Genomic DNA, 25,760 nt, shown 5'->3' with positions numbered 1-25,760 from the left:
ATGCCCTCGATTGAGAAGATGGAAAAAGCAGCGGTTGATTTGAATCGGCAAGCAGAAGTTTATTTGGTTGAAGGAAGGTTGAATGAGGCAGTTGCTGCTTGCGAGTCAGCGCTGAAAATTGAACCGAATTTGGCGGTGGCTTGTCAGACACTTGGGAAGGTAATGCAGGTTCAAGGTGAAGTCGAGCAGGCTAAACAGTGGTATGAAGCGGCACTGGATCGCAATCCGAATTTGCCGGAAGTGTATGCTAATCTAGGCAGTTTGTATTCTCAAGGAAAACAGTGGGAAAAGGCGATCGCCAGTTGTGAAAAAGCGATCGCCCTAGCACCGAATTTTGCCGCGGCTTATCGGCTGTTGGCGAAAATTTGGATGCAGTTGGATCGGCGAGCACAGGCGGCAGACTGTTGGTATCAAGCTTTCAAGATCGAGCCAAATTGGGCAACGGCTGAGGAATACGTCACTCTGGGAAATAGTTTAGTTGAATTGGGAAAGCTCGATCGCGCTACTGAGTGTTATTCGCAGGCAATTGAACTAGACCCGCAACTGGCAACAGCTTATCACAATATGGGCGAAATGCTGGTCGCACAGAAACGGTGGGATGAGGCGATCGCCAATTACCGACAAGCCATTGCCATCAATCCAGATTCTTTTGAATCTTACCACAGCTTGGGTCAAACTTGGGCAGAGCGAGGAGAAGGCGATCGGGCGATCGCCTGTTACCGCAAAAGCATTGAACTCAATCCTAATTATGCTCGTGCTTACCTTGGTTTGGGCAATGTTTTTGTGCAGAAAGGTGAGTTTGATGAAGCTATTCAATGTTACCGCCAGACTCTGGCAATTAATAATAATTCCTATTGGGCGCATAATTATCTAGGAGAAGCTTTTGCTCACAAAAAGCTGTGGCAAGAAGCTGTTATTTCCTACCGCAAAGCGATCGAACTAAATTCAGATATTCCTTGGTTTTATTGCAATTTGGGAATTGCCTTAACCTGCGAAAAATCCTGGGATGAAGCTGTTGCTGCTTTCCTGCGCGCGATTCAACTTGAACCTAATTTGAGAGGAATTAATCAGAGGTTGGGATATGTTTTGCGGAAGCGCAGTGAATCGGGGTTAGACAGCACAATCGCAACTTTCTGTCAAGGTATTGAGGCACTTGGTAGCGGGGAATTTTTCCATAAATTGCTAAAAATTGAGTTAGATGGAGCTGATTTTTTTATAAATTTAGGCAATAGTTTAGCGAAACAGAAGCAGCTCGAAGGTGCGATCGTATTTTATAGCATGGCCGTGCAGATTGAACCCAATGCTGCGGAAGTTGTCGCGCAACTCAAGGAAGTTCGCGCGCAACAACAGGAGTTATACGTACAAATTGCTAATTACCGCAGCCAAATTGCGATCGATCCGACTAATTCTAAGGCTTACAATGATTTAGGCAATATTTTACCGCAATTAGGGGAATTGGAAGAAGCGATCGTTTGCCATCAACAAGCGAGCGCATTGAGGGGTTGGCCTGAGTGTGCACAGAAAGATTATCAATTTACTCAAGATTGGTTTACCCACAATATTCCTATTTGGCAACGGCACTTGCAGCCGCTTACAGGAATTGCAGATTTTCAAGTGGTGGAAATCGGTAGTTTTCAAGGAATGTCGGCTTGCTGGCTGCTAGATAATATTTTAACTCATCAGACTGCCAAAATCACTTGCATCGATTTATATTTTCAAGAAACTTTTAAGGGCAATATTGTTAAAACGGGGGTTGGTGAGAAGGTAATTGAATTGGAAGGTTACTCTCAAGATTTATTAGTAAACTTGGATTCAGAATTTTACGATATTGCTTACGTTGACGGCTGTCACAAACCCACCAGCGCTCTGCAAGATGCGATTTTATCTTGGAGGTTGGTGAAAGTTGGGGGATTGATGATTTTTGACGATTATCAGTTTACGTTTCCCGACAGCCCGGAGCAAGATACTAAAATCGGCATTGATGTTTTTCTGGAGATGTTTGGAAGTCAGTTAAAATTAGTCCACAAAGGCTATCAACTGATTGTTAAAAAAATCGGCAATGAAAGTTTGGGCGAGGAGCAAACTCTTTTGTCTCTGGGTTGGGAAAAGTTGGGGAATATTGCGGCAGATGCAGGTTATGTGGATGAGGCGATCGAACGGTATCAAACAGCTATTAAAATTAAGTCTGGCAACTACTCAACTTACCACAAGTTGGGCAAAAGTTTGCAAGAAAAAGAAATGTTCGAGCGAGGTGCGGCGGCTTACCAACAGGCGATCGCACTCAACCCTAATTTTAGCTGGTCTTACCACTTTTTGGGCGAAACTTGGCAGGTGATTGAGCAATACGGCGAAGCTGCTGCTGCTTACCGCAAAGCCATTGAATTAAATCCAAATTTTTGTTGGACTTACAACAATTTAGGCGATGTGCTGATGGAGCTTTCTGAGTGGGAGGAGGCTGTTGTTAGTTACCGCAAGTTAATTGAGTTAAATCCCGATTTTTGTTGGTCTTACGACAGGTTGGGCAAGGCTTTAATTGCAGTGGAAAATTGGGAAGAGGCGGCCGCGGCTTACCGCAAAGCTATTGAATTAAATCCCGATGATTGTTGGCTGTACAATAGTTTGGGGGAAGTTCTGGAATCACTAGAAAATTGGTCAGAAGCAGCGGTTGCTTTTGCTCGTGCTGTTGAGCTAGAACCCGAGCACAGTTGGCTGTACAAGAAGCTGGGCGATGCGCTGCGGGAGCAAGGGGAACTCGAAAGGGCGATCGCAATTTACGAGCAAGGCATCAATATAGATCCAAAATCCTGTTGGTGTTACGAAGGATTGGGTTTGAGTTTAATGGTACAACAGCAGTGGGATAGGGCAATATCTAATTTTGTTAAAACCCTGCAAATCAAACCCGATTTGTTTGGAGTTTACTATCATCTAACATATGCTTTAGAACAAAAAGGAGAAGTGAATGAAGCCGACCTCCTCAAACTTGGCTATAATTTTTTGCCGTTAAGTTTTCTCAAAAAATACTGTGGATTTACAGATGATTTAGTGATTGCAGCAGACTCAGATCCAGGGATTACTTGCACAGACATCTATCCTGCAAGTGAAATCAATTTATCCGATTCCAGAACAATCCATAGCAACAGCAAATGTTGGCAAGATGAAATCTTTTATATCAAAAAATCTTTTGTTGCTGCCATACCAAAAGGACGAGCTTGGGCAGATATTGCTACTACCGCCGTCATCACTTCAGACAATAAACTTGTCACCGATATTTCAATGGGTTGTCCTGAGTTGGTAATAACATCCGACAAATTGTCTCCCGTCGAACACATCGAGGGAAATGTAGCTTTTTTATCCGCTCGCTGGGGAGGCGCAGCTTATTTTCACTGGATGTTTGATGTGGTTACACGGTTCGAGCTTTTGCAGCGCTGCGGATTGATAGACACTATTGATAAGTTTGTTATCAATGCTTGCGATTTGTCTTATGAAAAAGAAAGTTTAAATACTTTAGGAATTCCACTAGATAAAATTTCAGAAAGTCGCTACCAGCAACACTTTACAGCGGATAAATTAATAGTTCCTTCAATTTGTGATGGTGCTTCGGGAACCTCTAAATGGAAATGCGAATATCTGAAACGAATATTTTTAAATCAAGATAATTCCCAAAATACAAAATATTCAAAACGAATTTATATCAGTCGAAATCGAGCATCCTATCGGCGAATAGTCAATGACGAAGAGGTTGTCGCCTATCTAGAAAAAATTGGGTTTAGTACAGTTAAGTTAGAAATGATGTCGGTAGCGGAACAAGCAGCCTGTTTGGCTGCGGCTGAGGTAGTTGTCGCACCCCACGGAGGTGGATTGACTAATTTAGTTTTCTGCACTCCGGGAACTAAAGTAATTGAGATTTTTTCTCCGATTTATGTGCCAACTTGCTTTTGGACTATTAGTAATTTGTGTGAGTTGGAACATTACTATTTAATTGCTGAATTGTTTGATGACCAAACTCATAAATATTCGGGACATAAAGATATGCGGGTGGATATGAACTCGCTAGAGAAGTTAATGAATATTGCAGGAGTTGTGCATGAATAGTCACGATTACCACAAGTTGGGTAATTCCTTGCAAGAAAGCGGTGAGTTTAATGATGCTGTTGCTGCTTACCGCAAAGCTGTTGAATTAAATCCAGATTTTTCGTGGTCTCATCACAGTTTGGGCGATGTTTTGTTGAAACTAGAACGCTGGGAGGATGCTGTCGCGGCGTACAAAAAAGCTGTTGAGTTAAATCCAGATTTTTCGTGGTCTTATCATAATTTGGGTGATGCTTTACTGAAACTCGAATGCTGGGAGAATGCTGTCGCTGCTTACCGCTGCGAGATTGCACTCAACTCAGATTTTGCTTGGTCTTTTTACAATTTAGCCGACGCTTTGACCAAACTAAAACAGTGGGATGAAGCTATTGTCGCGTATTTAAAAGCTATTCAAATTGACGGAAATTTGCCGGGAATTTACGAGAAGCTTGGATATGCTCTCGGACAAACAAAGTCTGACTCAAAGTCATTATCACAACAATTTCAATTGCAAGTTACACCGGAAAATTTGCAGTTTTATTTACAGTTAGGAAAGAATTTAGCAAAGCGCGATCGCCCAAAAAGCGCAACAATTATTTACCAAACAATCTTGACAATTATCCCAGATTGTGGGGTGTCATCAGCAGACTTGGAGCGGTTGTTACAGGAGCAGCAAAAGTGCGTTAGCGAAGCCATCGAGTGCGATCGCGCTTTAGCCTCAGCCCGCGCCACAGTCGCCCAAAAACCGGATGATTGCTGGTCTTATTACAATTTAGGTGCGGTTTTGAGCCAGCAAAAATATGGGGAGGAAGCGGCGGCGGCATTTTTGCAAGCAATGGCAATAAATCCCGATCTTCCTTGGTGGTTTTATTACAATTTGTGGGAAGTTTTGATTCAGCAAAACAAGCTGGATCGAGTTGAGAACTTTTGCCGAGAAGTTGTTGATGCTCAACCGGAGGCTTTTTGGCCTTATTTGAATTTGGGAGAAGTTTTGACGAGGCAAGGCAAAATTGCTGAGGCGATTAGCTGTTATCAAACTGTCAGTTACAAACAAATTTTTGCATCTGTTATTAATAAAAAAACAAGCAATGTAGCTGTGGCAGAAAATACAGAGACAGGCAAGATGCCTGTGCCACAAAATATGGAGACAGGCAAGATGCCTGTGCCACAAAATACAGAGACAGGCAAGATGCCTGTGCCACAAAATTGGAACTTAAAACCAGTCAAATTTCCTAAGTTTATAATTATTGGTTCTCAGCGCTGCGGGACGACTTCTCTGTACACTTATTTAGCTGAACACCCGCAAATTTTGACTCCAATTAAAAAGGAGATGGATTTTTTCTCCTGGCACTTCCACAGAGGGATTGATTGGTATTGGGCCCATTTTCCCCCAATGCCACAGGGAGGGGAATTTATAACGGGTGAGGCAAGTCCGAGCTATTTTGACTTTCGGGAAGCGCCGGAACGTCTCTACAGCGCGTGTCCAGAGGTAAAGCTGATTGTGCTGTTGCGAAATCCGGTCGATCGGGCGATTTCTCATTTTTACCGCTTAAAGGGCTTGAATTGGGAAGGGCGATCGCTCGATCGGGCAATTAGCGACGAAATCGAACGGCTGAATCAAAACCCAGAATACATCATCGGCGAAGAGCCTGGGAATTACTTAGCTCGCGGTAGGTATATAGAATTTATTAAAAATTGGCTGGCTTTCTTCCCCCGAGAACAGTTGTTAGTTTTGCAAAGCGAAGATTTGTATGCAGGTGCGGCGGCGACTGTACAGCAAGTTTTAGCATTTTTAGATTTACCGGAATATCAATTGTCTGAATACCAAAATGCTAATCCTGGTTCTTATCAGCGGGTAAATGAGTCAGTTCGCGAGCTGTTGAGTGATTATTTTAAACCTTACAATCAGGAATTAGAGGAGTATTTGGGGCGGAAATTTGATTGGAAATAAGATAACACGGCGGTTGAAACCGCGTCTATAAAAACAAAACCTGCCTCCGCAGGTTGAATAAAAGGCGATTAAATTTGGGTTGTTCTCTTCAGTCTGCGGAGGCAGACATCGTTTGTGTAGACGCGGTTCTGCGGAGGCAGACATCGTTTGTGTAGACGCGGTTTTAACCGCCGTCTGCTAACAAAACCTGCGACTCGACTTCGCTCGCCGAATACCTCCGCAGGTTGAATAAAAGGCGATTAAATTTGGGTTGTTCTCTTCAGTCTGCGGAGGCAGACATCGTTTGTGTAGATGCGGTTTTAACCGCCGTCTGCTAAAATTAGAACAACTTGTAAGGAGGTAATACTAATGCTGACAATCGAGCTAGATACATTACTTAAACAACAAGCACTCCAACGCCAAGATCCTGAAGAGCGCTACATCACGGATAGGGTGAACTGGGAAGAATACGATACAGTGCTAAATCGAATTGGAGATGCTGCGGGATATCGAGTTACTTATTTAGATGGGCTTTTAGAAATTATGTCACCTTCTCGTCGCCATGAAAATGGTAAAACTCGCATTGGGAATTTGCTGGAAATTTATTTTGTAGAAGCTGACATTGAATATTTCCCTTTTGGGTCTACAACTCTGCGGCAAGAGGAAAAAAGTGGCGGTACGGAACCGGATGAAGCTTACTGTATTGGCACCGATAAAGAATTTCCCGACTTGGTAATTGAAGTGATTGTTACCAGTGGCAGCATCAATAAACTAGAACTGTATAGAAGGTTGAATGTGCGAGAGGTTTGGTTCTGGCGAAATGATGGATTTTCGATCTACCATTTGCGAGAAGAGCTTCCGGTTGAATTTGTGTCGAACTGCGGTTATGAATTGATCGCAAACAGCGAATTGCTACCAGAACTTGATATCGAGATGTTGACAGAATGTGTCAAAAATCCTCACCCGCTAGCAGCAGCAAAGGCATGGAGGCGAAATTTGCGATCGAACTAAGGATCGCGAATTAAATAATTTACACATATTTGTGGGATGGGCGTCCCGCCCGTCCTTTCTGGACGGGCGGGACGCCCATCCCACAAGAACAATAAAAAATGTAAGTTATTTAATTTTCATTCCTAAACAGCAATTTTTCAATCTTATCCATGGGTGCATCTCACCTTTGAAGAGGGCGAAGCATGACCGCATATAAGTTATTAGTTATCATCCCATATTGACTACGGTCATGCTTCGCCCCTACAAACATATTTGCCAAAAGCCAGATGCACCCTGCTCGATCGCCAAGCTGTCGCAAAGACGAGCAACTGACTCGCGCGCACCCAGCAGTCCCAAGAAAAAACCCACTGCCCTTGACAAGTCATACTCGTTATGAGTACGCTATAACAAGCAAAGGAATTTAACCCAAGTACCGAAGGATTCAAAATCATGCTGACGAACCACGAAGGTCAAAGAGTACCCAAAGTCACGTTTCGCACTCGCAAGGACAACGAGTGGGTGGATGTCACCACCGATGATTTGTTTGCAGGCAAAACTGTAGCAGTGTTTTCTCTGCCGGGAGCTTTTACTCCCACTTGTTCGTCAACGCACCTCCCTGGCTACAACGAATTGGCCAAAGTTTTCAAAGCAAATGGCGTAGATGAAATCGTTTGTATTTCCGTCAACGACACTTTTGTAATGAACGAGTGGGCAAAAGACCAAGAATCAGACAATGTGACGTTAATTCCCGACGGTAACGGTGAGTTTACCGAAGGCATGGGAATGCTGGTAGATAAAACTGATTTAGGCTTTGGGAAGCGGTCTTGGCGTTATTCGATGGTAGTCAAAGATGGCTTGGTTGAAAAAATGTTTATTGAACCGGAGGAACCGGGCGACCCTTTCAAGGTTTCCGATGCCGAGACGATGCTGCACTACATCAACTCCGCAGCAGCTAAGCCGAAGGTAGTTTCGCTGTTTACAAAAATGGGCTGTCCTTTCTGCGCCAAGGCTAAGAAAATGCTGACTGAAAAGGGCTTGGATTATGAAGAAATCGTCTTGGGCCGGGATGTCACAACCCGATCGCTCCGGGCGGTGACTGGCGCTACAACCGTGCCGCAAGTGTTTATCGACGGCAAGTTGATCGGCGGTTCCGAAGCTCTAGAGTCTTATTTGGCAACTGCTTAGTTAGGGAAAAATACTTAGGCTGCGGGTTGGCAGCGCACACCTTACTCTGTTGTTGTTGGTGTACGCTGCCAACCTGCAACCGTCTTTAGGAATATATATCGCCATTCCCAGAGTTCGATCGCACCATTGATCCATTCTCGTGTAACAATTATTTGTGAAGTAATATTAAAAAAATCAGAAATGGGAGTGAACGATCGTGGATTTAAGCCTCGTAGCGTCAAATATCTTAAATCCACCAGTATTAGCATTTTTCATGGGAATGCTGGCGATTTTCCTAAAATCTGACTTAGAAATTCCTGCGCCCATCCCGAAACTGTTTTCGCTGTACCTGCTGTTTGCGATCGGATTTAAAGGCGGCGTCGAACTGTCCCGAAGCGGAATCAACCAGCAAGTCGCCCTGACAATCTTCGCAGCGATGCTGATGTCAGCGCTAGTACCAGTTTATACTTTCTTCATACTGAAGATCAAACTCGACTCCTACAATGCCGCGGCGATCGCCGCCACCTACGGTTCCATCAGCGCCGTCACCTTTATCACCGCAACTTCGTTCCTAAAAGAACTAGGAATCGACTTTGACGGTTACATGGTAGCAGCGCTAGCATTAATGGAATCCCCTGCAATTATCGTCGGTCTAATTCTGGTAAGTGTCTTCGGTGGAGAGGAAGGAAAACGCGAAATAGTTTGGTCAGAAGTGCTGCAAGAAGCCTTCCTCAACAGTTCAGTTTTTCTGCTAGTCGGCAGCCTCATTATGGGCATTCTGACAGGAGAACACGGTTGGGAAGTTATGAGTCCGTTTACTCAAGATTTGTTTTACGGGGTTCTGACTTTTTTCTTGCTAGACATGGGTCTGGTTGCTGCTAGCAGAATTAAAGATTTGCAAGAAACAGGAATTTTCCTGATCGCCTTTGCAATCCTAATTCCTATAGTTAATGCAGCAGTTGGTTTACTGATAGCAAAATTAATCGGAATGCCGCAGGGAGATAGCCTGTTATTTTCGGTATTGTGTGCGAGTGCTTCTTACATCGCAGTACCAGCAGCAATGCGGCTGACAGTTCCCGAAGCTAACCCCAGCCTTTACATTTCAACAGCCTTAGCAGTGACGTTTCCGTTTAACATCGTTGTAGGCATTCCCATGTATTTATACGCAATCAATATGTTTTGGATGTGAACTTATGGACGCAGTTAAAAGGATAGAAATTTTTGCGAACTCGGTGGAGCTCCCAAAGATTTTAGACGGTTTAGACAAAGCTGGCGTCCCTGGTTATTCGGTGATTCGCGGTGTCGCCGGCAAAACCACTAGGGGACGCAAATCGGACGATTTAGCAATGAGTATGCTGGATAATATTTATGTGCTGGCTTTCTGCGAGCCCGATAAAATATCGGCAGTTGCAGAAAATATTAGACCGGTGCTAAATAAGTTTGGTGGGGCTTGTTTTATTTCGGATGCAGTGGAATTGCTCACTACTAAGTGCGTTGGGTAGTCAGTTGACTGTTGACTGTTGACTGTTGACTGTTGACTGTTGACTGTAGTTATTAGTAAGTAGTTACTGATTATTGGCAGATATAGTCTTTGTCAAAAAGATGAGGTACGTTGTTGGGATGCGAGCCCTCTTTGTCTAAGCGGTTATACAAGCCGCCAGTCATACCTCATTTTTCTGAGAATCGCTATATTCAAAAATAACAAATAACAATTGCCAACTGCCAACTACCAACTGTCATTAGAAACCCGGTTTATTTAATAAACCGGGTTTCTGAATATATAGCCTTTCTCAAAAAGATGAGGTATAACTGACAGCCCACATAACTCTTAAACTAAGAGGGCTGAAGCCCAACAACATACCTCATTTTTCTGAGAACCGCTATATAGCCATTTTACATTATCAAAATCGGCCATTGCTCCTACATAAAATCGGATTGAGCTTTTACATAAGTTTTTTTTAATTAATTTAGAGTAATTTAATCAACGATAATGTGATAAAAATCTGTGTTGATTATAGCAATTTTACAATTTTAAAATCATCAGCGATCGGTCATTAGCCAGCGGTCATTTCAGGATTAATTGCATTTCGCCGCCCGCACCAAATTCAGAATTCTTAAGATATAGAAAAGAATCAGTAGCCCAAATCCGTTAGCGTGGTAAATTCTAAGCCACAACAGGCTATCGCGCGATCGACTAGCGATATTTTCAATAGGAGTTTAAACATGGCTGCATTAAAAGTCGGCATCAACGGATTTGGTCGCATCGGACGGCTAGTCATGCGTGCCGGCATCAAAAACCCGAACATCGAATTTGTCGGTATTAACGACTTAGTTTCGCCAGAAAACCTGGCTTATCTTTTCAAATACGACTCTACCCACGGTATTTATGACGGCGAAGTTGAAGGGAAACCAGACGGGATTGTCGTTGACGGACGTTTTATTCCGTGCACTTCGATTAGAAATCCGACTGAATTGCCTTGGGGTAAAGCTGGTGCGGATTATGTTGTAGAATCTACCGGATTGTTTACGGATTTTGACGGCGGTTCAAAACATTTGACGGCGGGAGCAAAACGAGTAATACTTTCCGCACCGACTAAAGATCCAGAAAAAGTTCCAACTTTTCTAGTAGGCGTCAACCACCACAAATTTGACCCGGCCACAGATACTGTTGTTTCTAATGCTAGCTGCACTACTAATTGTCTAGCACCAATTGCCAAAGTTATTAATGATAATTTTGGTTTGGAAGAAGGTTTGATGACGACTGTTCACGCGATGACTTCTACTCAGCCAACTGTAGACGGGCCCAGCCAAAAAGATTGGCGGGGAGGACGCGGTGCGGCTCAAAATATTATTCCTTCTTCGACTGGTGCGGCGAAAGCTGTTAGTTTGGTGTTGCCGGAATTGAAAGGAAAATTGACGGGTATGGCTTTGCGGGTGCCGACTCCTGATGTGTCTGTGGTTGACCTTACTTTCAAAACGGGGAAGGAAACTAGCTATAAAGAAATTTGCGAAGCTATGAAGAAAGCTTCTCTTGGCGAACTGAAAGGTATTCTTGGATATACTGAGGATGCGGTGGTTTCGACGGATTTTCAGGGCGATGCCCGATCGAGCATTTTTGATGCAGGTGCGGGAATTGAACTGAATTCTAAGTTTTTTAAGGTCGTTTCCTGGTATGACAACGAGTGGGGTTATTCTAACCGCGTCATTGATTTGATGATCTCGATGGCCGAGAAGGACGGAATTTTGGGTAAGTAGTATTGTAGGGTGGTTCGGCGGGGCGATCGAATTACGCACCAATAAATCCAGATTTTCCCGCGCCGAACCTACCATCTGGGTAGACCGCCATAGGTTAAATTGTTGTTATTGTCGATCGCACTCCAACTCGAATTATGTCTGAACTGCCACCGCTGAACAACGAAACTATTTGGGCTATCCTCAACGAAGAAATGGACGATGCTGCTGTCAACCAATTAGTTTGGCTGTATCTAGGCTACCGCTTTGATGCCCAGACTGGTAAGTGGAACAGCGCTGATGTTGCTAGCGAGTGGCGCGAAGATTATCCGGAACCGCCGGATTTTATTGATTCTAGGCCTGCGACGGTGAAATTGACGCGATCGACTCTTCCAGAAAACAAGCAGTTGCTGAAGGAAAAATTGGGATTTAAGGGCTATAAGATTGGGGAATTCGGGCCGAGACAGACTCGCAGGGCGACGATGGCTAATTGGTTGATGGGTTTTTTGGAGGCTGGGGCTTCATTCAGTTGACAGTTGACAGTTGACAGTTGACAGTTGACAGTTGACATGGAAGTCCGAGGATTGGAGTAATGAATCGTCTGATTTTAATTTTTCCCCGATCGGGCTTCGGGCTTTAAACCAATTCTTTCTGGTAATAAATAAGAATTAAATAACTTATAATTTTAATGATTGTGGGATGGGCGTCCCGCCCGTTCTTTATAGACGGGCGGCACGCCCATCCCACAAGCTTGTGTAAATTATTTAATTCGCGATCCTAAGAAAGTATCGAATATTAGGGATTGAAACATTGATCAAAGTCTTGCTCAGTTTCTATTTTTATCTGCCGTTAATTAACAAAAATTAAAGATTTTTAGCGTCAGAATAAAGTAAAACTCTATCGCCCACACCAACATTAATCACCCGCAACCCTGACATCCGGCGGTTCCGTGCACTATTCTAGAGTCGGAACAAAACCATTGTGAGGAAAAATTCATGAAAACAACCACCATATCTCGCTTAACCAGCATTTCCCTAGCTACCCTCATGCTAGTCGGCGTTTCAGTAAATGCGATCGCCACACCAGCCAACATCAAACCCGCAACCCAACTAGCCCAAGCTACCGCCAAAAAGCGCCTCGTAGTCATGGACTTCGACTACGGCACCACCAACAGCTATTACAGTTCCTACAGGGGAGTCGGCGCAGCCAAAGGCATCAGCGAACTCCTAATCAACGAACTCGTCAACAACGGCACTTACACAGTAGTCGATCGCAGCAAACTCGAACAAGTCCTCAAACAAGAAAATCGCAGCGGTTCAATGGATGCCGGCACCGCAGCCGAAATTGGCAAAAAACTAGGAGTTGACGCCGTACTCATCGGCACCATTACCAAGTTTAATATCGACAAACAATCCGGCGGCGGCAGTTTCATGGGTATCGGTGGCGGTTCCCAAAAAACCAAAGCTACTGTGCAAATAGACGTGCGGTTAATCGGAACAGCTTCCGGAGATATTCTGGCCACGGCAAAAGCACTAGGAGAAGCAGATCAAAGCGATTCGAGTTTTTCTGTCAGAGGCGTTGGCGGCAATTCCGGGAGTAGCAATGAAGATGGACTTTTGAGCGCAGCAGTTGACAAAGCCGTAGCCCAAATGGTAACTAAACTTGCAGAAGTCTCTAAGAAATTAGGATAAGAAGTTTAAAAGTATTTTAGATTTTAGATTTGGCATAATTAAATCTAAAATCTAAAATCTAAAATTATTTCATATCATGTCGGTTCAATTGCCTGTTAGAAAGTTTTTTCGCTCGCTGGGGGCGCTTTATAGATATTGTGGATATCAATGAAAGATTGTTAGTGAAATCGGCTCGATCCATGTAATATTTATTGGTAACTTCATCAAATCTGCTCAACACATAGCTTTTCTCACTCTCCATGAAGTATGACAATTTTTGTGACTGGTTGATAGTACGAAGAGCGTCTTTATCTCCAGAAAACTGACAAAGCTAACAGGCACAAGGAATTACGAATTACCAATTACTATTTAGCATTACCGTCGAACACCTCATCTTTTAGAAAAAGATTACCAAGAAGAATGGGTTTAAAGCCTCCTCCTTTTAGGTGGGAAATAAAACAAAATTATTCACTATTTCAATCCTCTTCCTTTTATGGAGAGGTAGCCCTCAAGCTGTCAACTGTCAACTGTCAACTGTCAACTGTCAACTGAAACTCCAGCCTTAACAGTTTAATTAGTTTTGGGATTTGAGTCAGAAGCAACAGCGCATTTCCCCTGTTGATTCGGGTTGGGACTCGGATTAGTTGCTATCTGAGAAACAGCATCTTGTTCTTGAATCCATCCGATTTCCCCCGCTTGCAATTTGGCGCTTTCTACTCCCACTGTTGGTTTAACCGTGGGAGATGGCGAGGAACTTGCTACCGCCGGAGATGGCGAGGAACTTGCTACCGCCGGAGATGGCGAGGAACTTGCTACCGCCGGAGATGGACTGACTGCTGGTGTTGAAACATTAGAAAAATCCTTATTTAACTTGGGCTTGGGAGAGTTCGATCGCCCTATTTCAGGAATAGAACAAACTTTCAATTCCAGCCAGTTGCCTTGAGGCGTAAGCTGTTTGTTTGTTACCTGCAAAATGCTGCCCGCGGGGACTGTTCCCTTAATGGGCGAGTCACCGATGGCGACTCGCAAATTCAAGCGATCGCCCAATGGATCCAATTCCCCAGTCCCAGAACTTTTAATCTCTATAAACGTGCCTTTTTCTAAAGACTTGCTCGCAGTAGGTGCAGATTCAACTATTTTCCCCGACCCGTTTATAGGATTAGTTAAACGGCGTTTACCGAAAAGCGACTCCCCGGCAGTATCGATCGCCCGACCCACCGGAGGAATGAAAAAATAAGCAAATACACCCCCCAAACCCAACAAAAATACTATTTTTACCAGCAGCGTAAATAGACTTTTGCCTTTGTCGGGCGATCGTACTAACTGCGTTTTCACTTCAGAATTCGTATCGCTAAGGCTGGGGCTTTCCGTCAAATCGGTTGGCATATCCTCGCTGTCAGCAATTAGTTCCATCGGCACTTCTAAAGGTGCGACAGACAATTCTGTCAAAGTATTGCTTTCTTCCCTCAAATGTGCTTGACAGTGAATCAAAGCTACAGTGACATTATCGTGACCGTTTCTAGTATTAGCAATCTCGATCAGTCGATCGCGCGCCTTCGCCACAGTAATGCTACCGTCGAGAATCGGCAAAATCTCCTCTTCCCAACATTGCTCAACCCGGTCTTTATCGCTCAAACCGTCGGAGCACAGCAGCAAAACGCAATCCTCATCCACCGGAAAACGTTGCACCGTCGGGTGCAGAGTGTTGGAAGAAGTAATGCCCAAAGCTTGAATCAGAGCTCCGGCGGCCACTTGTTCCAAAGCATCCCGATAGAGGGAGTAGCCCAAACGTACCTCGCGGCAAGCCACATCGTCATCGAGAGTAACTTGATAGCAGCCGGTGCGGGTAATCCAGTAAGCCCGACTGTCTCCCACGTGGGCGACATAGAGCTCGTGAATGTGCGCTAAAGCCATCACCAGGGTAGTACCCATGCGCTGGCGGCCTTGGCGGTGTTCCGTGTCGTTGCGACCCGCTATTTTGTCGTTAGCAGCACAAGCTGCCCGTTCCAGCTTGGAAGTCAGGCTCAGCGGGTCCCAATTAGCTTGATGCAGGGGCATTTGCAGCAACTTGTCCCGCAGCACAGTAATCGCCAATTCCGAAGCGACTTCGCCGCCGTCTTGTCCGCCGATACCGTCACAGACGATCGCACAAGCTTCCGATCCCGGAATTCCGGCAAACACCGTACCATCGGGCGGATAGCAAGCATCTTCGTTGTGAGCCCGCGCTCTACCGACATCCGTGCCCGTGGCAATTTCCACAGTCCGATCGTAAAATCGGCCGCATTTTGCCAAAGCTTTATCCAATTGGCCCATCAGTTGTTCGCCGTGGCGCACTTGACCGGCCACCATTTGCTGGCAAAGCTGTCGCAAAAAATTGGCGATTGCGGGGTGAGCATCATCGATCCACTGCTGCCACAATTTGCCCAATTGCGACAAACTAGGCGGTTTGGGATCGGGCTGCAATTCCAAAAACCGAACTAATTGCCCTTCCACCCGTAGCAGTTCCGGAGTCAGCAGCGTCGCAGCCACGCCCTGAGCGATAAACGGCTGCCAAACTTTGGCAATTTGCCACAGCCAATTGAGCTGTCGCATGGCGGCTGCCCCTTTCCAGGTGTCCGCCAATTCCGGCATTAATGATTCCGTCACCTTTAAAATAGGTGCGTTTTCCAGCAGCCAGATATCTCCCGAGAGCTTGCTGAGCCGGGACGATACCAGTCCGTATACTTGAGGTACGTGCAACTGATAGGCAAACAGTCTCAGATAAGGAGCGATCGAACTCGGAATCTCTTCGGGCATTTCCGGCAACTGTTCCGGTTGAGTATCGACAAGAAGTCGATCGCGCTTGAGCAAATAGCGACCCGCGATCAGATCGCCCGGCTTACAAGCTTTGATCCCTTCACCTACAGCCCACAAATAGTGTTTTGGCACAGAGTTTTGCATAAGGGTTCCTGACGCCTTTGGGCCCAGTGCTGATCTGAACTATTCTAGCGCTTGAACCTCGATGGGTTGATACGTGGCGATTATTTTACACCCCCGCTTTCTCAGCACGCGGGGACTCTTAAGACTTTACAGTGCTAATCTCCTGATTTTTCAGGTTCCTAGGCTCACCAAGCTAGCACTTTTCGGTGCTCTGTGATTTCTCCAGATAATGTTTTAGGCGTGACTTTCCCCCAGTCCAGCAGTTAGTTTTAATGTCTTGTACTGACAAAAACAGTCTACCATTTTGTGGGCGCTCGGATAAATCTGGCGATCGGCTTTCATAGCTTGACTCAGGCGCGACGGAACCGAAGTCAGGAAGCTGAAGGGCGCGATGTTTTTAGCATATTCCCGATCGTGCCAATGGACGAAGCAATCGCGACTTTGAGCGGGAATAGAGACTTTGAACTGACTGTAATGCTAGGATGCAGGTACGTAGAAGTCCCCTGAGCCAGCAGGTATAAATAAGTATCAATTCTCACTTTTGTCGCGAAGGGCGATCGGTGCCTAGTGCCTGAGTTTCGCCTGTCTAGTTAAATTTAACGTTACCCGCATACCGATGCCAGCCCCCGACAGGAGTCGCAAGCAGCACAAAAAATTAGATATTAGTTCAAGCCCCCAGATTCATCTGTGGTATCAATCTAAAATCTAAAATCTCAAATTTAAAATCGATCGGCCTCTGCAAGCTGTTGAGTTACTAACCATGCCCGTACAAGAGTCCAGTACCATTCCCGAGAATTTGCCCGATCCGAAGCTGCTCCCGACCGTCGAGGTAGACGAAATGCTGACTAAGATTAAGCATTCTCACGGTTTTTATTACCAAGTGATGAATCTTGAGGTATGGGCGCTGGTGGAAACCTTGGATGGGCTATTTCCGGGCGCTTGGGGTCAGTTTATGACCAACCGCCAAGTTGCGGTAAAACAGTTTTTGCAGCGCGATCCCAATTGTGCGGTAACTCCCAAGAAGAGCGGGAAAGACGCAGAAACGGTGGGGAGTGAGGAAGATTGATCTATTGACAACTCCCCTGCCTTGCAGCTTGGGGATTCTTGGTTCATCAGGATAGCTCATGCTACTTGCCCTCCCCAAAATTCACTGCGATGTGTCCCACCGCTGTATATCCACGTTGCAAAACCACTTGCGCGGCTGCTACATCTCGATTCGTTTCAAACCCACACTCAGGGCATTTGTGCATCCGTTCAGACAGTTCCTTCTTGCCTGTGTGCGTCTGGCATCTAGGACAAGTTTGACTTGTTCCATTAGGATTGACCTTAGCAAAGTATGCACCCCTCTTGAAACAAACATGATTCAAGAGGTTGAGGAACTGTCCAAACCCTGCATCCAGAGTGTGCTTGCGGAGCATTCCGGCTGACATCGCTTTGAGATTCAAGTCCTCAGCAAACACAGTCTGCGCTTGGTCGCATAGATGATGAGCGGTTTTGAAATGAAAGTCCTTGCGGCTATTCGAGATGTATTCGTGATGATTAGCAATTTGATGTTGGAGTTGACGAAATTTTCTAGAACCCTTTTTCTTGCGCGACCGTTGACGTTGCAGCAATTTCAGCTTGCGTTGTCCATCCACAAAGAATCGAGGTCTATCAATCAACTCACCATCAGACGTTGCTAGAAAATGTTCCAACCCCAAATCAATGCCTAGTCCGTGACCTGATGGTGAAACTTGAGGGACTTCGACATCGCACTGCAACGTGAGCATCGCATAGTAGCCAGATGCGCGTTTCACAACACGAATTTGCTTGACCTCAAAGCCATCAGGAATGGGACGCGACAAGTGCATTTTGACCAAACCAATCTTAGGAAGATTGACCCAATCCTCACCATCGAATCGTTTCACGGATTCTAAATTCAGTTGCGGAAAGACAAACGATCTCATCCTTTTTTTGAATCTAGGGAAACCGTGACCCCGTTCCCACATTGCGACAAACGCTGCTTCGAGTTGACGCAACACTTGCTGCAAGACATGGGTATGAGGCAGCTTCAATTCAGGGATTGATTTCTTTGCCTCGAAGAGTGTTTTGCACTGACGAGCAAAAGTGGGTCGGGGTGCATCATTCGTGATGATGTACTCCTGCTTGATGCTGCATGAATCAACATCGCACTTACGGGAGTTAACCCAATCTTTTCGCTCACGCAATGCAAAGTTGTAGACCTTGCGGCAAATATCAAGCCACTGGTCGAAGGTTTCGCGCTGCGCGTCGGTCGGAATGAGTTTGTACTCGTAGGTTAAATTCAGCATAAAACCATTCTAGCCTTCCTCTGAATAAACGGATATGTATTTATTCAGAATCCTCGATGAAGCTTTTGATTCTGCTTGACTAAGACTTGAAAGCCGTCCAGGAAGGACGGGGCTTGTACCCATTTCTTCGGTCAATCGATTTTAGATTTTAGATTGAAGAATTTTAGATTGAAGCATTGACCCCACGGATAAATTCGGGGGGCAAGTTTCATCGGATACAGGTTTTTTATTTCTCCACGGATGAATCCGGGGGCTTGTATCCTGGATGATTTCGGTCAGTTGTCGGTTGTCAGTTGTCAGTTGTCAGTTGTCATTAGTCAGCAGTCATTAGTCATTAGGAAGAAGGAAGAGGGAAGATTTTTTTAATCTCCCCGTCTCCCCGTCTCCCCGTCTCCCCTTAGAGGTGAATTTTGGCATCAACTTGAGGAAGTCCCATGCTGTAGTTGACAGCGCGGCTGTTGAGGTTGTAGCTGATTTGGCCTTTTTGTAAGAACGATCGCACCAAGTGTTCCAATTCCGAACCGATGCGGCGGAGGTTGTATTCCGTCAAGTCTTCGCCCTCGTAGGAGTCTACGAGTTGGTCAAATTTGGCATATACCTGTTTGACTGACTCGTCGTTCCAGTTGAGTTCGTTATCTGGGTCAATGTCGATCGTCAAAAGGTCGTTGCTGGGTACGAGTTCGTTGTCTTCGAGGATGGCGGTGTATATGCGAATATGGCGGGTGGTGGACTTGAGCTGCATGAGTTCTTATTTGTAAAGATTTTTTCCTGAACCTATTGTAATGGCACAGAGATGCGCGAAGGACTGGGATGACGAGGATTGAACCGCGAAGACGTGTTAGGCTTGCGCCGCGCGTAAGCACTCTTGTCGCGAAGGAAGAGAGAGGGGAAGAGGGGGAAAGGGGGGAAGGGCGATCGTATTTTCATGTTCGCAGTCAGGTTCGTAGTGAGGACTTCAGTCCTTCTATTTTTAAGGACTTCAGTCCTTACTACAAACATTTTAGTTTTGAGACTTACTTAATTCAACACTAAAAACGAAAGCATTCGCAATGTATAATAGTTGAGAATTCGCCTAGGAGGACAAGGTGGAAGGCAAGAAATTTATTCACTCCCTGCAACTGCAAAACTTCCTTTCCTATGGAAGTGAGGGGGAAACAATTGAACTGCAACCATTAAACGTGTTGATCGGTACTAACGCATCGGGCAAGTCTAACTTAATCGAAGCGATGGGAGTGTTGAAGGCAACACCTACAGACTTACCTGCTCCGATCCGTCAAGGCGGAGGCATCAGCGATTTTTTGTGGAAAGGTGAAAAAGGTATTCCTACAGCAAAAATTGAGGCTATTTTAGATTACCCAGAACGAGCGATGCCACTGCGCTATCAGATTAGTTTTACCACATCCGGTCAGAGACTTGAGGTAGTGGACGAAGCTATAGAAGATATGGAACCGCGCTATAGTTCAGAAAGCGAGCCATTTTTTTATTACCGTCATAATAATTGGGGACGCCCAGTTATCAACGTTACAGAGGACAACGAGCAAACAAGAAAGTTGCGGACTCTGCGGCGAGAAGACATCATTCCCGATCAATCAATCTTATCTCAAAGAAAAGATCCAGAACAATATCCAGAGCTATCATATCTGGGTAATACATTTTCCCAAATAGGTTTATATCGTAACTGGCAGACAGGGAGAGATTCAGTATCGAGAAAAGCTCAACAAACTGATTTGCCGGAACATCCACTTTTAGAAGATGGTGGCAACTTAGGACTGGTTTTAAACAACTTACAGTATCAATTAGGAAGCAGGCAGATTATTGAAAAATTAAAAATATTTTACGATGCAGCCGAAGAACTGAGTATCAAGATTTATGGCGGTACTGTCCAGATATTTATCCGCGAAACCGGATTGATTCAGCCAATTCCCGCAACCCGTTTATCAGACGGTACGCTGCGTTATTTATTCTTAATAGCTTTACTCCTAGATCCAACTCCACCGCCACTTATCTGTATTGAAGAACCGGAGATTGGCTTGCATCCCGACATTTTGCCTGCGATTGCTGAAATGCTAATCGAAGCTTCACAGCGCACGCAATTGATTGTGACAACTCATTCCGATGCTTTAGTGTCGGCGCTGAGTCCTGAGTCTGTGTTAATATGCGATCGAGATGATAGAGGAAGTCACCTGAACCGTCTCGATGGCGATCGACTAAAAAAATGGCTTGAGAATTACAGTTTGGGAGACCTCTGGCGGATGGGAGAAATCGGGGGAAACCGATGGTAAAGGAGGTTCGCATTTACATCGAAGGTGGCGGCGATGGCAAGAATACAAAGCAATTGCTCCGACAAGGATTTAGCAGTTTTTTCAAAGAACTGGTGCAGGTTGCCCAAAGCAAGAAAATCAAGTGGCAGATCATTCTCTGCGGTTCTAGGAATCATGCTTTCAGGAATTTTAAGAATGCTTTGGAAGATCACCCAAATGCCTTTGTCATCCTTTTAGTTGACTCAGAAGCACCTGTAAAGCAGTCGCCTTGGGAGCATTTGAAGTCGAGGGATAATTGGGATTCGCCTGGGGTGGATGACACTCATTGCTATCTGATGGTTCAAGCGATGGAAGCTTGGTTGATTGCTGATATTGATACTTTGAAAAGATTTTACGGGCAGGGATTTAAAGAAAATGCGATTCCTAAAAATAGGAATGTAGAGATGATTGAAAAGGATTTGTTAGAACCAAGTATGAAAGCAGCTACCCGCGACACAAAATCGAAAGGCGAATATCAAAAGATACAGCACGCTTCCAAGCTGTTAGAACTGTTGGATGCTGACAAAGTTCGCAAGGCTTCTTCAGAGTGCGATCGTATTTTTAGAATTCTCACCGAACTAATGGAACAAGGCAACTAGAACGACTTGCGCGCCAGGGCCCAGAAACCGGGTTTTTTCGAGATATTTCGTTTCAGCCCGCAGATTCGGCAAAAAACCCGGTTTCTCAGAGTCGCAGTGCTTAAATCCAGTACAGGGGCCAGAAACCGGGTTTTTTCGCGAAAATATGGGTTTGGGGCGACAGATTCGGCAAAAAACCCGGTTTCTTTAGTCGCAATGCGTCACTCCAGAAATATAAGGATTGAAGTTTTTATTACACACATTAATTTATTTGCGAGTTCTCTTGTAAGTTCTGCCGTCTGGCATAATTGCGCCCGTTAGTTTTGCACCTTCCATCTTTGCTCCTGTTAAGTTTGCTCCCGCCAAATTAGCCTCCTTCAGATTAGCTTTCTCTAGGTTTGCCATTGTCAAGTTTGCCCCGCGCAAGTCTGCTGAAGTTAGATCGGCTTCACTCAAATTGACACCACTCAAGCTAGTTCCACATAGATTGAACCACCTTAAGTTTTGCCCGCTCAAGTTGATGCTATCTAGGGTTAATCCGACCAAACTTACCCCAATAAGATTAACACCTCTCAGGTCAAGACCTCTGAGGTTAGCTCTCTTCAAGTTAGCTCCAACAAAGCTTACACCTGTGAGGTTAGCGACCTTCAAGTTAACGTTCGTAAGGTCTACTCCCATAAAACTTACACCTGTCAATTCAACGCCTGTCAGATTAGTAGCACTTAGGCTTGCGTTGTTTAGATTTGATTTGCTTAAATCTGCTCCTGCCAAATTAGCACTATTTAGATTGGCAGAAGTTAGGTTAGCACTATTTAGATTGGTAGCAGTTAGGTTAGCAGCCGCAAAATTTGCCCCTGTTAAGTTTGCTCCACTGAGATTTGCCCCTGTGAGGTTTGCTCCTGTGAAGTTTGCATCGCTTAATATTGCTTGACGGAGATTCGCTTGAATCAGTTTTGCATACTCCAATTTTGCCTTAGTTAGATTCGCACTGCTTAACTTTGCCTCTATCAAATCAGCTTGTTGCAGATTGGTTGAGCTTAAGTTTGACTCTTGCAGGTTAGCTCCAATCAAGTTTGCCTTGACTAGGTTGGCATTACTCAGGTTGGCATTACTCAGGTTTGCTTGACTGAAACTAATGGGAGATTCCAGAATTTTTCCGCTCAAATCCACTCCTGCTAAGTTAACGCCTGTAAAATCTCGTTCTCCGTCTCTACACCGCCGCCAAAATTCCTCAGCAGTCAGTGCCGGTTCCTGACTTTCTTGAACTGAACTATCTACATCCCCATCTACTTCCACATTATCCGCATTCACAGGATTAGCAACAGACTCTCCCGCAGCCACTTCCTGCAATTGCTTATCCACCCGATCGCAAAAACGCCTCAAAACCTCAGCATCATCAACCTTCCCACCAGCATTCGCGCCCTTCTCAACTGCTTTCTCAACATGATACTTGTCCACAAAACTTTGCAATCCAGCATTATATCCTTGTCCTACAGCCTGAAATCTCCATTCACCATTCTTTCTGTACAAACGTCCAAACTCTAAAGCCGTTTCTTGCAAAAAAACCTCTTTTAAATTATACCGAACCAGTTCGCTACCAGTCTTGAGATTGTAAAGCCGGATAAACGAATTTCTGACTTGACTAAAATTTTGATTCTTTGCCTGTCCCTCGTGAATGGTAACAACAAACACAATTTCCTCAACAGCAGCATCGATCAGACTCAAATCCACATAAACCGTCTCGTCATCTCCCTCGATTTGTCCCGTTGTGTTGTCTCCCGAATGCCGCACCGCGCCGTCTGGCGATGTCAAATTGTTGTAAAATACAAAATATTTTTCATCGGGAATTCGACCGTCAGCGCCTAACATGAAAACAGATGCGTCAATGTCGTAGTTTTGTGCTGTCTGGCTGACTTGCCAACCCAGGGCGATCGCAACTTTATTGAAATCAGGAGCTTCCTTAGAAAGATTAAATCTGTCACCCTTCGTTAATTCGATAGTCATCTTCAATAATTACCTGATATTTGAAATTAGCGCTTTAAATATTTTAAGCTATTAGTTAGAGAGGATACAACAATATTGTGTCCCTACCCAGCCTACAATACAGATTATTTATGTTAAACCGGAAACAAATTGCATTTTATCTAGAAGATATTGAAACGCCCACAGGGAGAACCGTTAGTTTAATTATTACCGGACTAATTCTCCTCTCTTCCGCCAGCTTTATCGCTGAAACTTATCCGATTTCCCAATCCGTTAGAATCAAATTACAAACTCTCGACACCGCCCTTTTAGTTGTTTTTGCTGTCGAGTATTTACTGCGACTTTGGTGCGCTGACTATAAAATTAAGTTTATTTTTAGTTTTTTCTCTATCGTCGATTTGCTGGTGATTTTACCATTCTTTTTTGGATTTGTCAATGTCAGTTTTATTCGGATTTTTCGCTGGTTTAGAATTCTTAGACTCATCCGCTTTCTGGAATTGAAAAATTCTGTTTTTCGCATCAGCAGCGAAGATGGAGTGATTTTTTCCAGAATTCTGTTTACTTTGCTGGCGATAATTTTTGTTTATTCTGGTTTGATTTATCAAGTTGAACATCCCGAAAATCCTGAAGGTTTTGGGACTTTTTTGGACGCTGTTTATTTCTCGGTTGTGACGATGACTACGGTGGGATTCGGTGATGTTACTCCGATTTCGGAATCTGGTCGTTTTCTGACTATTTTGATGATTGTGACGGGGATTGCTCTGATTCCTTGGCAATTGGGGGATTTGATCAAGCAGTTAGTTAAAAGTGCTAATCAGGTAGAAACTGTTTGTACGGGTTGCGGTTGGTCTGTACATGATGCTAATGCTAAATTCTGTAAAATATGCGGCACTCAGTTAGATAATGGTAAGAGGTAATTGCGAATGGGGCATTGGGCATTGGGCATTGGGCATTGGGCATTGGGCATTGGGCATTGGGCATTGGGCATTGGGCATTGGTTATTAGAACCAACCAATAACTAATAACTCATAACCAATAACCAATAACCAATAACCAATAACTAATAACTAATAACTAATAACTAATAACTTCTTTAAGCTAAGGGTAACAAGATTTCAAATTCGGTACCGGTGCCTAATTGCGATCGCATTCTGAAGGCGCCGCCGTGTTTGCCGGTCACTATTTGATAGCTAACGGCTAAGCTCGTTTCTTTGAGGGCGCGTTTTTCGGTAGAGAATGATTCTAAGATTTTATTGTACTTGTTAGGTGACATTCCTGGGCCGTTATCTGCTATGCGAATCGAAACCCAGCGAACGTGTAATTTATCCAAATCACTCGCAGGTTCGGGACAGCAGACTTGAGTTGTGATTTCAATTTGAGGCTGGCGCTCGAAGTCTTTTATTACTCCACCTTTGAACTCTTTCGCCAATTCTTGACCGACTGCTTCGTTAATTAATGTATTAATAGAATTGGTCAAGATATTCATAAATACTTGGTTTAGCTGTCCTGCATAGCACTGAACTGGCGGCAGGTATCCGTAGTTTTTGACTACTCTGATTTCCCTGGTCAAACGACTTTTGAGCAGCAAAAGTATGCTATCTATGTTGGCGTGCAAGTCGGCTGGTTTGGGATAAACATCGTCGATGTGGCAAAAGTTTTGCAAACTGCTTGCTAATTTCCTCAAACGTTCGGCTCCGGCTTTGATGCTGGTAACTGTTCGGAGGAAATCGTTTTGCAAAAAGTCATAGTCTATATCTTCTTTTAGCTGTGCTATTTCTGGCGGGGGATTGGTACAGTGCGCGTCGTAAACTGAGAGCAACTGCATTAAGTTTTTGCTGTATTCGCTGATGTAGGTTAAATTGCCCCAAATGAAGCCTACCGGATCTAAAATTTCGTGGGCTACTCCGGTGACTAAACGACCTAAGCTGGCCATTTTTTCGCTTTGAATCATTTGAGTTTGGGCTCTTTCGTAGCGGACTTGAGTTTCTATGCCGCGAATTTGCCAGTAGGCGATGTTTAGTGCGTGAGGATCTAAGAGCCGGTAAGATTGGGAGTCGATTTGGACTACGATTGGTTCTGACTGCAATTCGGGCGATCGACGCAGAGCTTGTTGAGCCGCTGCCAAAATGGTTGTACTCTCTGCAAGCAATAATATTTCGACGCGAGCGTAACTGTAGAGAACCTTCAGCGGTAAGTGCAAAAATAGCTCGGGGCCTTGGGGTTTGAGCAAATATTCCAGCAGTTGTCTGCGGGATATCATCCCGACCAATTTTCCTGCTTCTATCAATACGGCTCCCGGGATTGGGCGATTCTGTTCAAAGATTTCGGCAACTACTACGGCCAAGCAGCTCGATTTAACCTGAAATTGATACAGGGGCAAATCTTGGAGGGTAGACTCTAGGGAAAGATCTTGATGGCTGCCTTCGGAGAGTGAAGGGCCGAGGAGTTTGGGACTTAATGTATTTGCCACTGAAACTTTTAGTTGCCGAAACACGCTCTTAAAGCAAAATGAGGACTTAAGGGACTTCCAAAAAATAAATCGTCCCGGACTGAATGAACTAAACTGAAGCCATGTTGAAACTTACAGACTCACTCAAAGTGTTATTTAAAGAGACAGC

Annotated in this window: 19 protein-coding genes; 14 read left to right on the top strand and 5 right to left on the bottom strand. The window is 44.7% G+C overall.

Going from position 1 to position 25,760, the window contains the following annotated elements; translation table 11 throughout:
* The 9 genes from JGK11_RS26205 (at position 1) to JGK11_RS26165 (ending at position 13,074) form a co-directional block, all read left to right on the top strand.
* Positions 1–4,092: a tetratricopeptide repeat protein gene (locus JGK11_RS26205; protein WP_293213459.1), complete on the top strand. Its 4,092-nt coding sequence runs from the start codon at positions 1–3 to the stop codon at positions 4,090–4,092.
* Positions 4,085–6,019, top strand: coding sequence for a tetratricopeptide repeat-containing sulfotransferase family protein (locus JGK11_RS26200; RefSeq protein WP_293213457.1), 1,935 nt, complete (start codon positions 4,085–4,087; stop codon positions 6,017–6,019). The genes JGK11_RS26205 and JGK11_RS26200 overlap by 8 nt, the downstream gene beginning before the upstream one ends.
* Positions 6,020–6,367: 348 nt before the next feature.
* Entirely contained in the window at positions 6,368–7,009 is a 642-nt protein-coding gene (locus tag JGK11_RS26195; protein ID WP_293213455.1) for a Uma2 family endonuclease, read from the top strand.
* A 429-nt stretch (positions 7,010–7,438) separates the two neighbouring features.
* On the top strand, positions 7,439–8,173 hold the full coding sequence (locus JGK11_RS26190; protein ID WP_293175442.1) for a glutathione peroxidase: 735 nt from the start codon (positions 7,439–7,441) through the stop codon (positions 8,171–8,173).
* A 196-nt stretch (positions 8,174–8,369) separates the two neighbouring features.
* Positions 8,370–9,341, top strand: coding sequence for a sodium-dependent bicarbonate transport family permease (locus JGK11_RS26185; protein WP_293153762.1), 972 nt, complete (start codon positions 8,370–8,372; stop codon positions 9,339–9,341).
* Between the two features lie 4 nt (positions 9,342–9,345).
* Positions 9,346–9,654 (top strand): P-II family nitrogen regulator, encoded by a 309-nt coding sequence (locus JGK11_RS26180; protein ID WP_293153759.1) that lies wholly within the window; start codon positions 9,346–9,348, stop codon positions 9,652–9,654.
* Between the two features lie 721 nt (positions 9,655–10,375).
* Positions 10,376–11,407 (top strand): type I glyceraldehyde-3-phosphate dehydrogenase, encoded by a 1,032-nt coding sequence (gene gap, locus JGK11_RS26175; protein ID WP_293175471.1) that lies wholly within the window; start codon positions 10,376–10,378, stop codon positions 11,405–11,407.
* Positions 11,408–11,541: 134 nt separating this feature from the next.
* Positions 11,542–11,916, top strand: coding sequence for a DUF1823 family protein (locus tag JGK11_RS26170; RefSeq protein WP_293204391.1), 375 nt, complete (start codon positions 11,542–11,544; stop codon positions 11,914–11,916).
* A 462-nt stretch (positions 11,917–12,378) separates the two neighbouring features.
* A complete protein-coding gene (locus JGK11_RS26165; protein ID WP_293175438.1) occupies positions 12,379–13,074 on the top strand; it encodes a CsgG/HfaB family protein in 696 nt (231 codons plus the stop codon).
* A gap of 549 nt (positions 13,075–13,623) precedes the next feature.
* Here JGK11_RS26165 and JGK11_RS26160 read toward each other — a convergent pair.
* Positions 13,624–15,993: a protein phosphatase 2C domain-containing protein gene (locus JGK11_RS26160; RefSeq protein ID WP_293189497.1), complete on the bottom strand. Its 2,370-nt coding sequence runs from the start codon at positions 15,991–15,993 to the stop codon at positions 13,624–13,626.
* Between the two features lie 285 nt (positions 15,994–16,278).
* Between JGK11_RS26160 and JGK11_RS26155 the strand changes: the two genes are divergently transcribed.
* Positions 16,279–16,479, top strand: coding sequence for a hypothetical protein (locus JGK11_RS26155; RefSeq protein WP_293175434.1), 201 nt, complete (start codon positions 16,279–16,281; stop codon positions 16,477–16,479).
* A gap of 253 nt (positions 16,480–16,732) precedes the next feature.
* Entirely contained in the window at positions 16,733–17,038 is a 306-nt protein-coding gene (locus tag JGK11_RS26150) for a hypothetical protein (RefSeq protein WP_293189496.1), read from the top strand.
* A gap of 61 nt (positions 17,039–17,099) precedes the next feature.
* Here JGK11_RS26150 and JGK11_RS26145 read toward each other — a convergent pair whose 3' ends face one another.
* Both JGK11_RS26145 and JGK11_RS26140 read right to left on the bottom strand, forming a co-directional pair.
* A complete protein-coding gene (locus tag JGK11_RS26145) occupies positions 17,100–18,281 on the bottom strand; it encodes a transposase (protein WP_293175430.1) in 1,182 nt (393 codons plus the stop codon).
* Positions 18,282–18,678: 397 nt separating this feature from the next.
* Positions 18,679–19,023, bottom strand: coding sequence for an NAD(P)H-quinone oxidoreductase subunit M (locus tag JGK11_RS26140; RefSeq protein WP_293175428.1), 345 nt, complete (start codon positions 19,021–19,023; stop codon positions 18,679–18,681).
* Between the two features lie 343 nt (positions 19,024–19,366).
* On the opposite strand from JGK11_RS26140, the gene JGK11_RS26135 reads away from it, so the two are divergent.
* Both JGK11_RS26135 and JGK11_RS26130 read left to right on the top strand, forming a co-directional pair.
* Complete coding sequence (locus tag JGK11_RS26135; protein WP_293213453.1) at positions 19,367–20,563, top strand: AAA family ATPase; 1,197 nt, start codon at positions 19,367–19,369, stop codon at positions 20,561–20,563.
* Positions 20,557–21,180 carry a DUF4276 family protein gene (locus tag JGK11_RS26130; protein ID WP_293196580.1) on the top strand — a complete coding sequence of 208 codons (624 nt, stop codon included), beginning with the start codon at positions 20,557–20,559 and terminating at the stop codon, positions 21,178–21,180. Before JGK11_RS26135 ends, JGK11_RS26130 begins: the two co-directional genes overlap by 7 nt.
* A gap of 246 nt (positions 21,181–21,426) precedes the next feature.
* On the opposite strand, the gene JGK11_RS26125 is transcribed toward JGK11_RS26130, so the two are convergent.
* On the bottom strand, positions 21,427–23,163 hold the full coding sequence (locus JGK11_RS26125) for a pentapeptide repeat-containing protein (RefSeq protein ID WP_293213451.1): 1,737 nt from the start codon (positions 23,161–23,163) through the stop codon (positions 21,427–21,429).
* Positions 23,164–23,273: 110 nt separating this feature from the next.
* Between JGK11_RS26125 and JGK11_RS26120 the strand changes: the two genes are divergently transcribed.
* Entirely contained in the window at positions 23,274–24,059 is a 786-nt protein-coding gene (locus tag JGK11_RS26120; protein WP_293175420.1) for an ion transporter, read from the top strand.
* Between the two features lie 176 nt (positions 24,060–24,235).
* On the opposite strand, the gene JGK11_RS26115 is transcribed toward JGK11_RS26120, so the two are convergent.
* Entirely contained in the window at positions 24,236–25,612 is a 1,377-nt protein-coding gene (locus tag JGK11_RS26115; RefSeq protein ID WP_293204398.1) for an ATP-binding protein, read from the bottom strand.
* Between the last annotated feature and the right edge of the window lie 148 nt (positions 25,613–25,760).

Source organism: Microcoleus sp. PH2017_34_RAT_O_A, from assembly GCF_020737885.1.
Lineage (GTDB): Bacteria > Cyanobacteriota > Cyanobacteriia > Cyanobacteriales > Microcoleaceae > Microcoleus.
The sequence above is the reverse complement of the archived record's forward strand: the minus strand, read 5'-3'. Positions and strand labels throughout refer to the sequence as shown.

What these genes read in the sequence shown, in the direction of transcription:
- JGK11_RS26130 (WP_293196580.1), top strand. Translation starts at nt 20,557, where the DNA reads ATGGTAAAGGAGGTTCGCATTTACATCGAAGGTGGCGGCGATGGCAAG.
- gap (WP_293175471.1), top strand. Translation starts at nt 10,376, where the DNA reads ATGGCTGCATTAAAAGTCGGCATCAACGGATTTGGTCGCATCGGACGG.
- JGK11_RS26140 (WP_293175428.1), bottom strand. Translation starts at nt 19,023, where the DNA reads ATGCAGCTCAAGTCCACCACCCGCCATATTCGCATATACACCGCCATC.
- JGK11_RS26180 (WP_293153759.1), top strand. Translation starts at nt 9,346, where the DNA reads ATGGACGCAGTTAAAAGGATAGAAATTTTTGCGAACTCGGTGGAGCTC.
- JGK11_RS26120 (WP_293175420.1), top strand. Translation starts at nt 23,274, where the DNA reads ATGTTAAACCGGAAACAAATTGCATTTTATCTAGAAGATATTGAAACG.
- JGK11_RS26195 (WP_293213455.1), top strand. Translation starts at nt 6,368, where the DNA reads ATGCTGACAATCGAGCTAGATACATTACTTAAACAACAAGCACTCCAA.
- JGK11_RS26160 (WP_293189497.1), bottom strand. Translation starts at nt 15,993, where the DNA reads ATGCAAAACTCTGTGCCAAAACACTATTTGTGGGCTGTAGGTGAAGGG.
- JGK11_RS26205 (WP_293213459.1), top strand. Translation starts at nt 1, where the DNA reads ATGCCCTCGATTGAGAAGATGGAAAAAGCAGCGGTTGATTTGAATCGG.
- JGK11_RS26125 (WP_293213451.1), bottom strand. Translation starts at nt 23,163, where the DNA reads ATGACTATCGAATTAACGAAGGGTGACAGATTTAATCTTTCTAAGGAA.
- JGK11_RS26150 (WP_293189496.1), top strand. Translation starts at nt 16,733, where the DNA reads ATGCCCGTACAAGAGTCCAGTACCATTCCCGAGAATTTGCCCGATCCG.
- JGK11_RS26145 (WP_293175430.1), bottom strand. Translation starts at nt 18,281, where the DNA reads ATGCTGAATTTAACCTACGAGTACAAACTCATTCCGACCGACGCGCAG.
- JGK11_RS26190 (WP_293175442.1), top strand. Translation starts at nt 7,439, where the DNA reads ATGCTGACGAACCACGAAGGTCAAAGAGTACCCAAAGTCACGTTTCGC.
- JGK11_RS26170 (WP_293204391.1), top strand. Translation starts at nt 11,542, where the DNA reads ATGTCTGAACTGCCACCGCTGAACAACGAAACTATTTGGGCTATCCTC.
- JGK11_RS26165 (WP_293175438.1), top strand. Translation starts at nt 12,379, where the DNA reads ATGAAAACAACCACCATATCTCGCTTAACCAGCATTTCCCTAGCTACC.
- JGK11_RS26200 (WP_293213457.1), top strand. Translation starts at nt 4,085, where the DNA reads ATGAATAGTCACGATTACCACAAGTTGGGTAATTCCTTGCAAGAAAGC.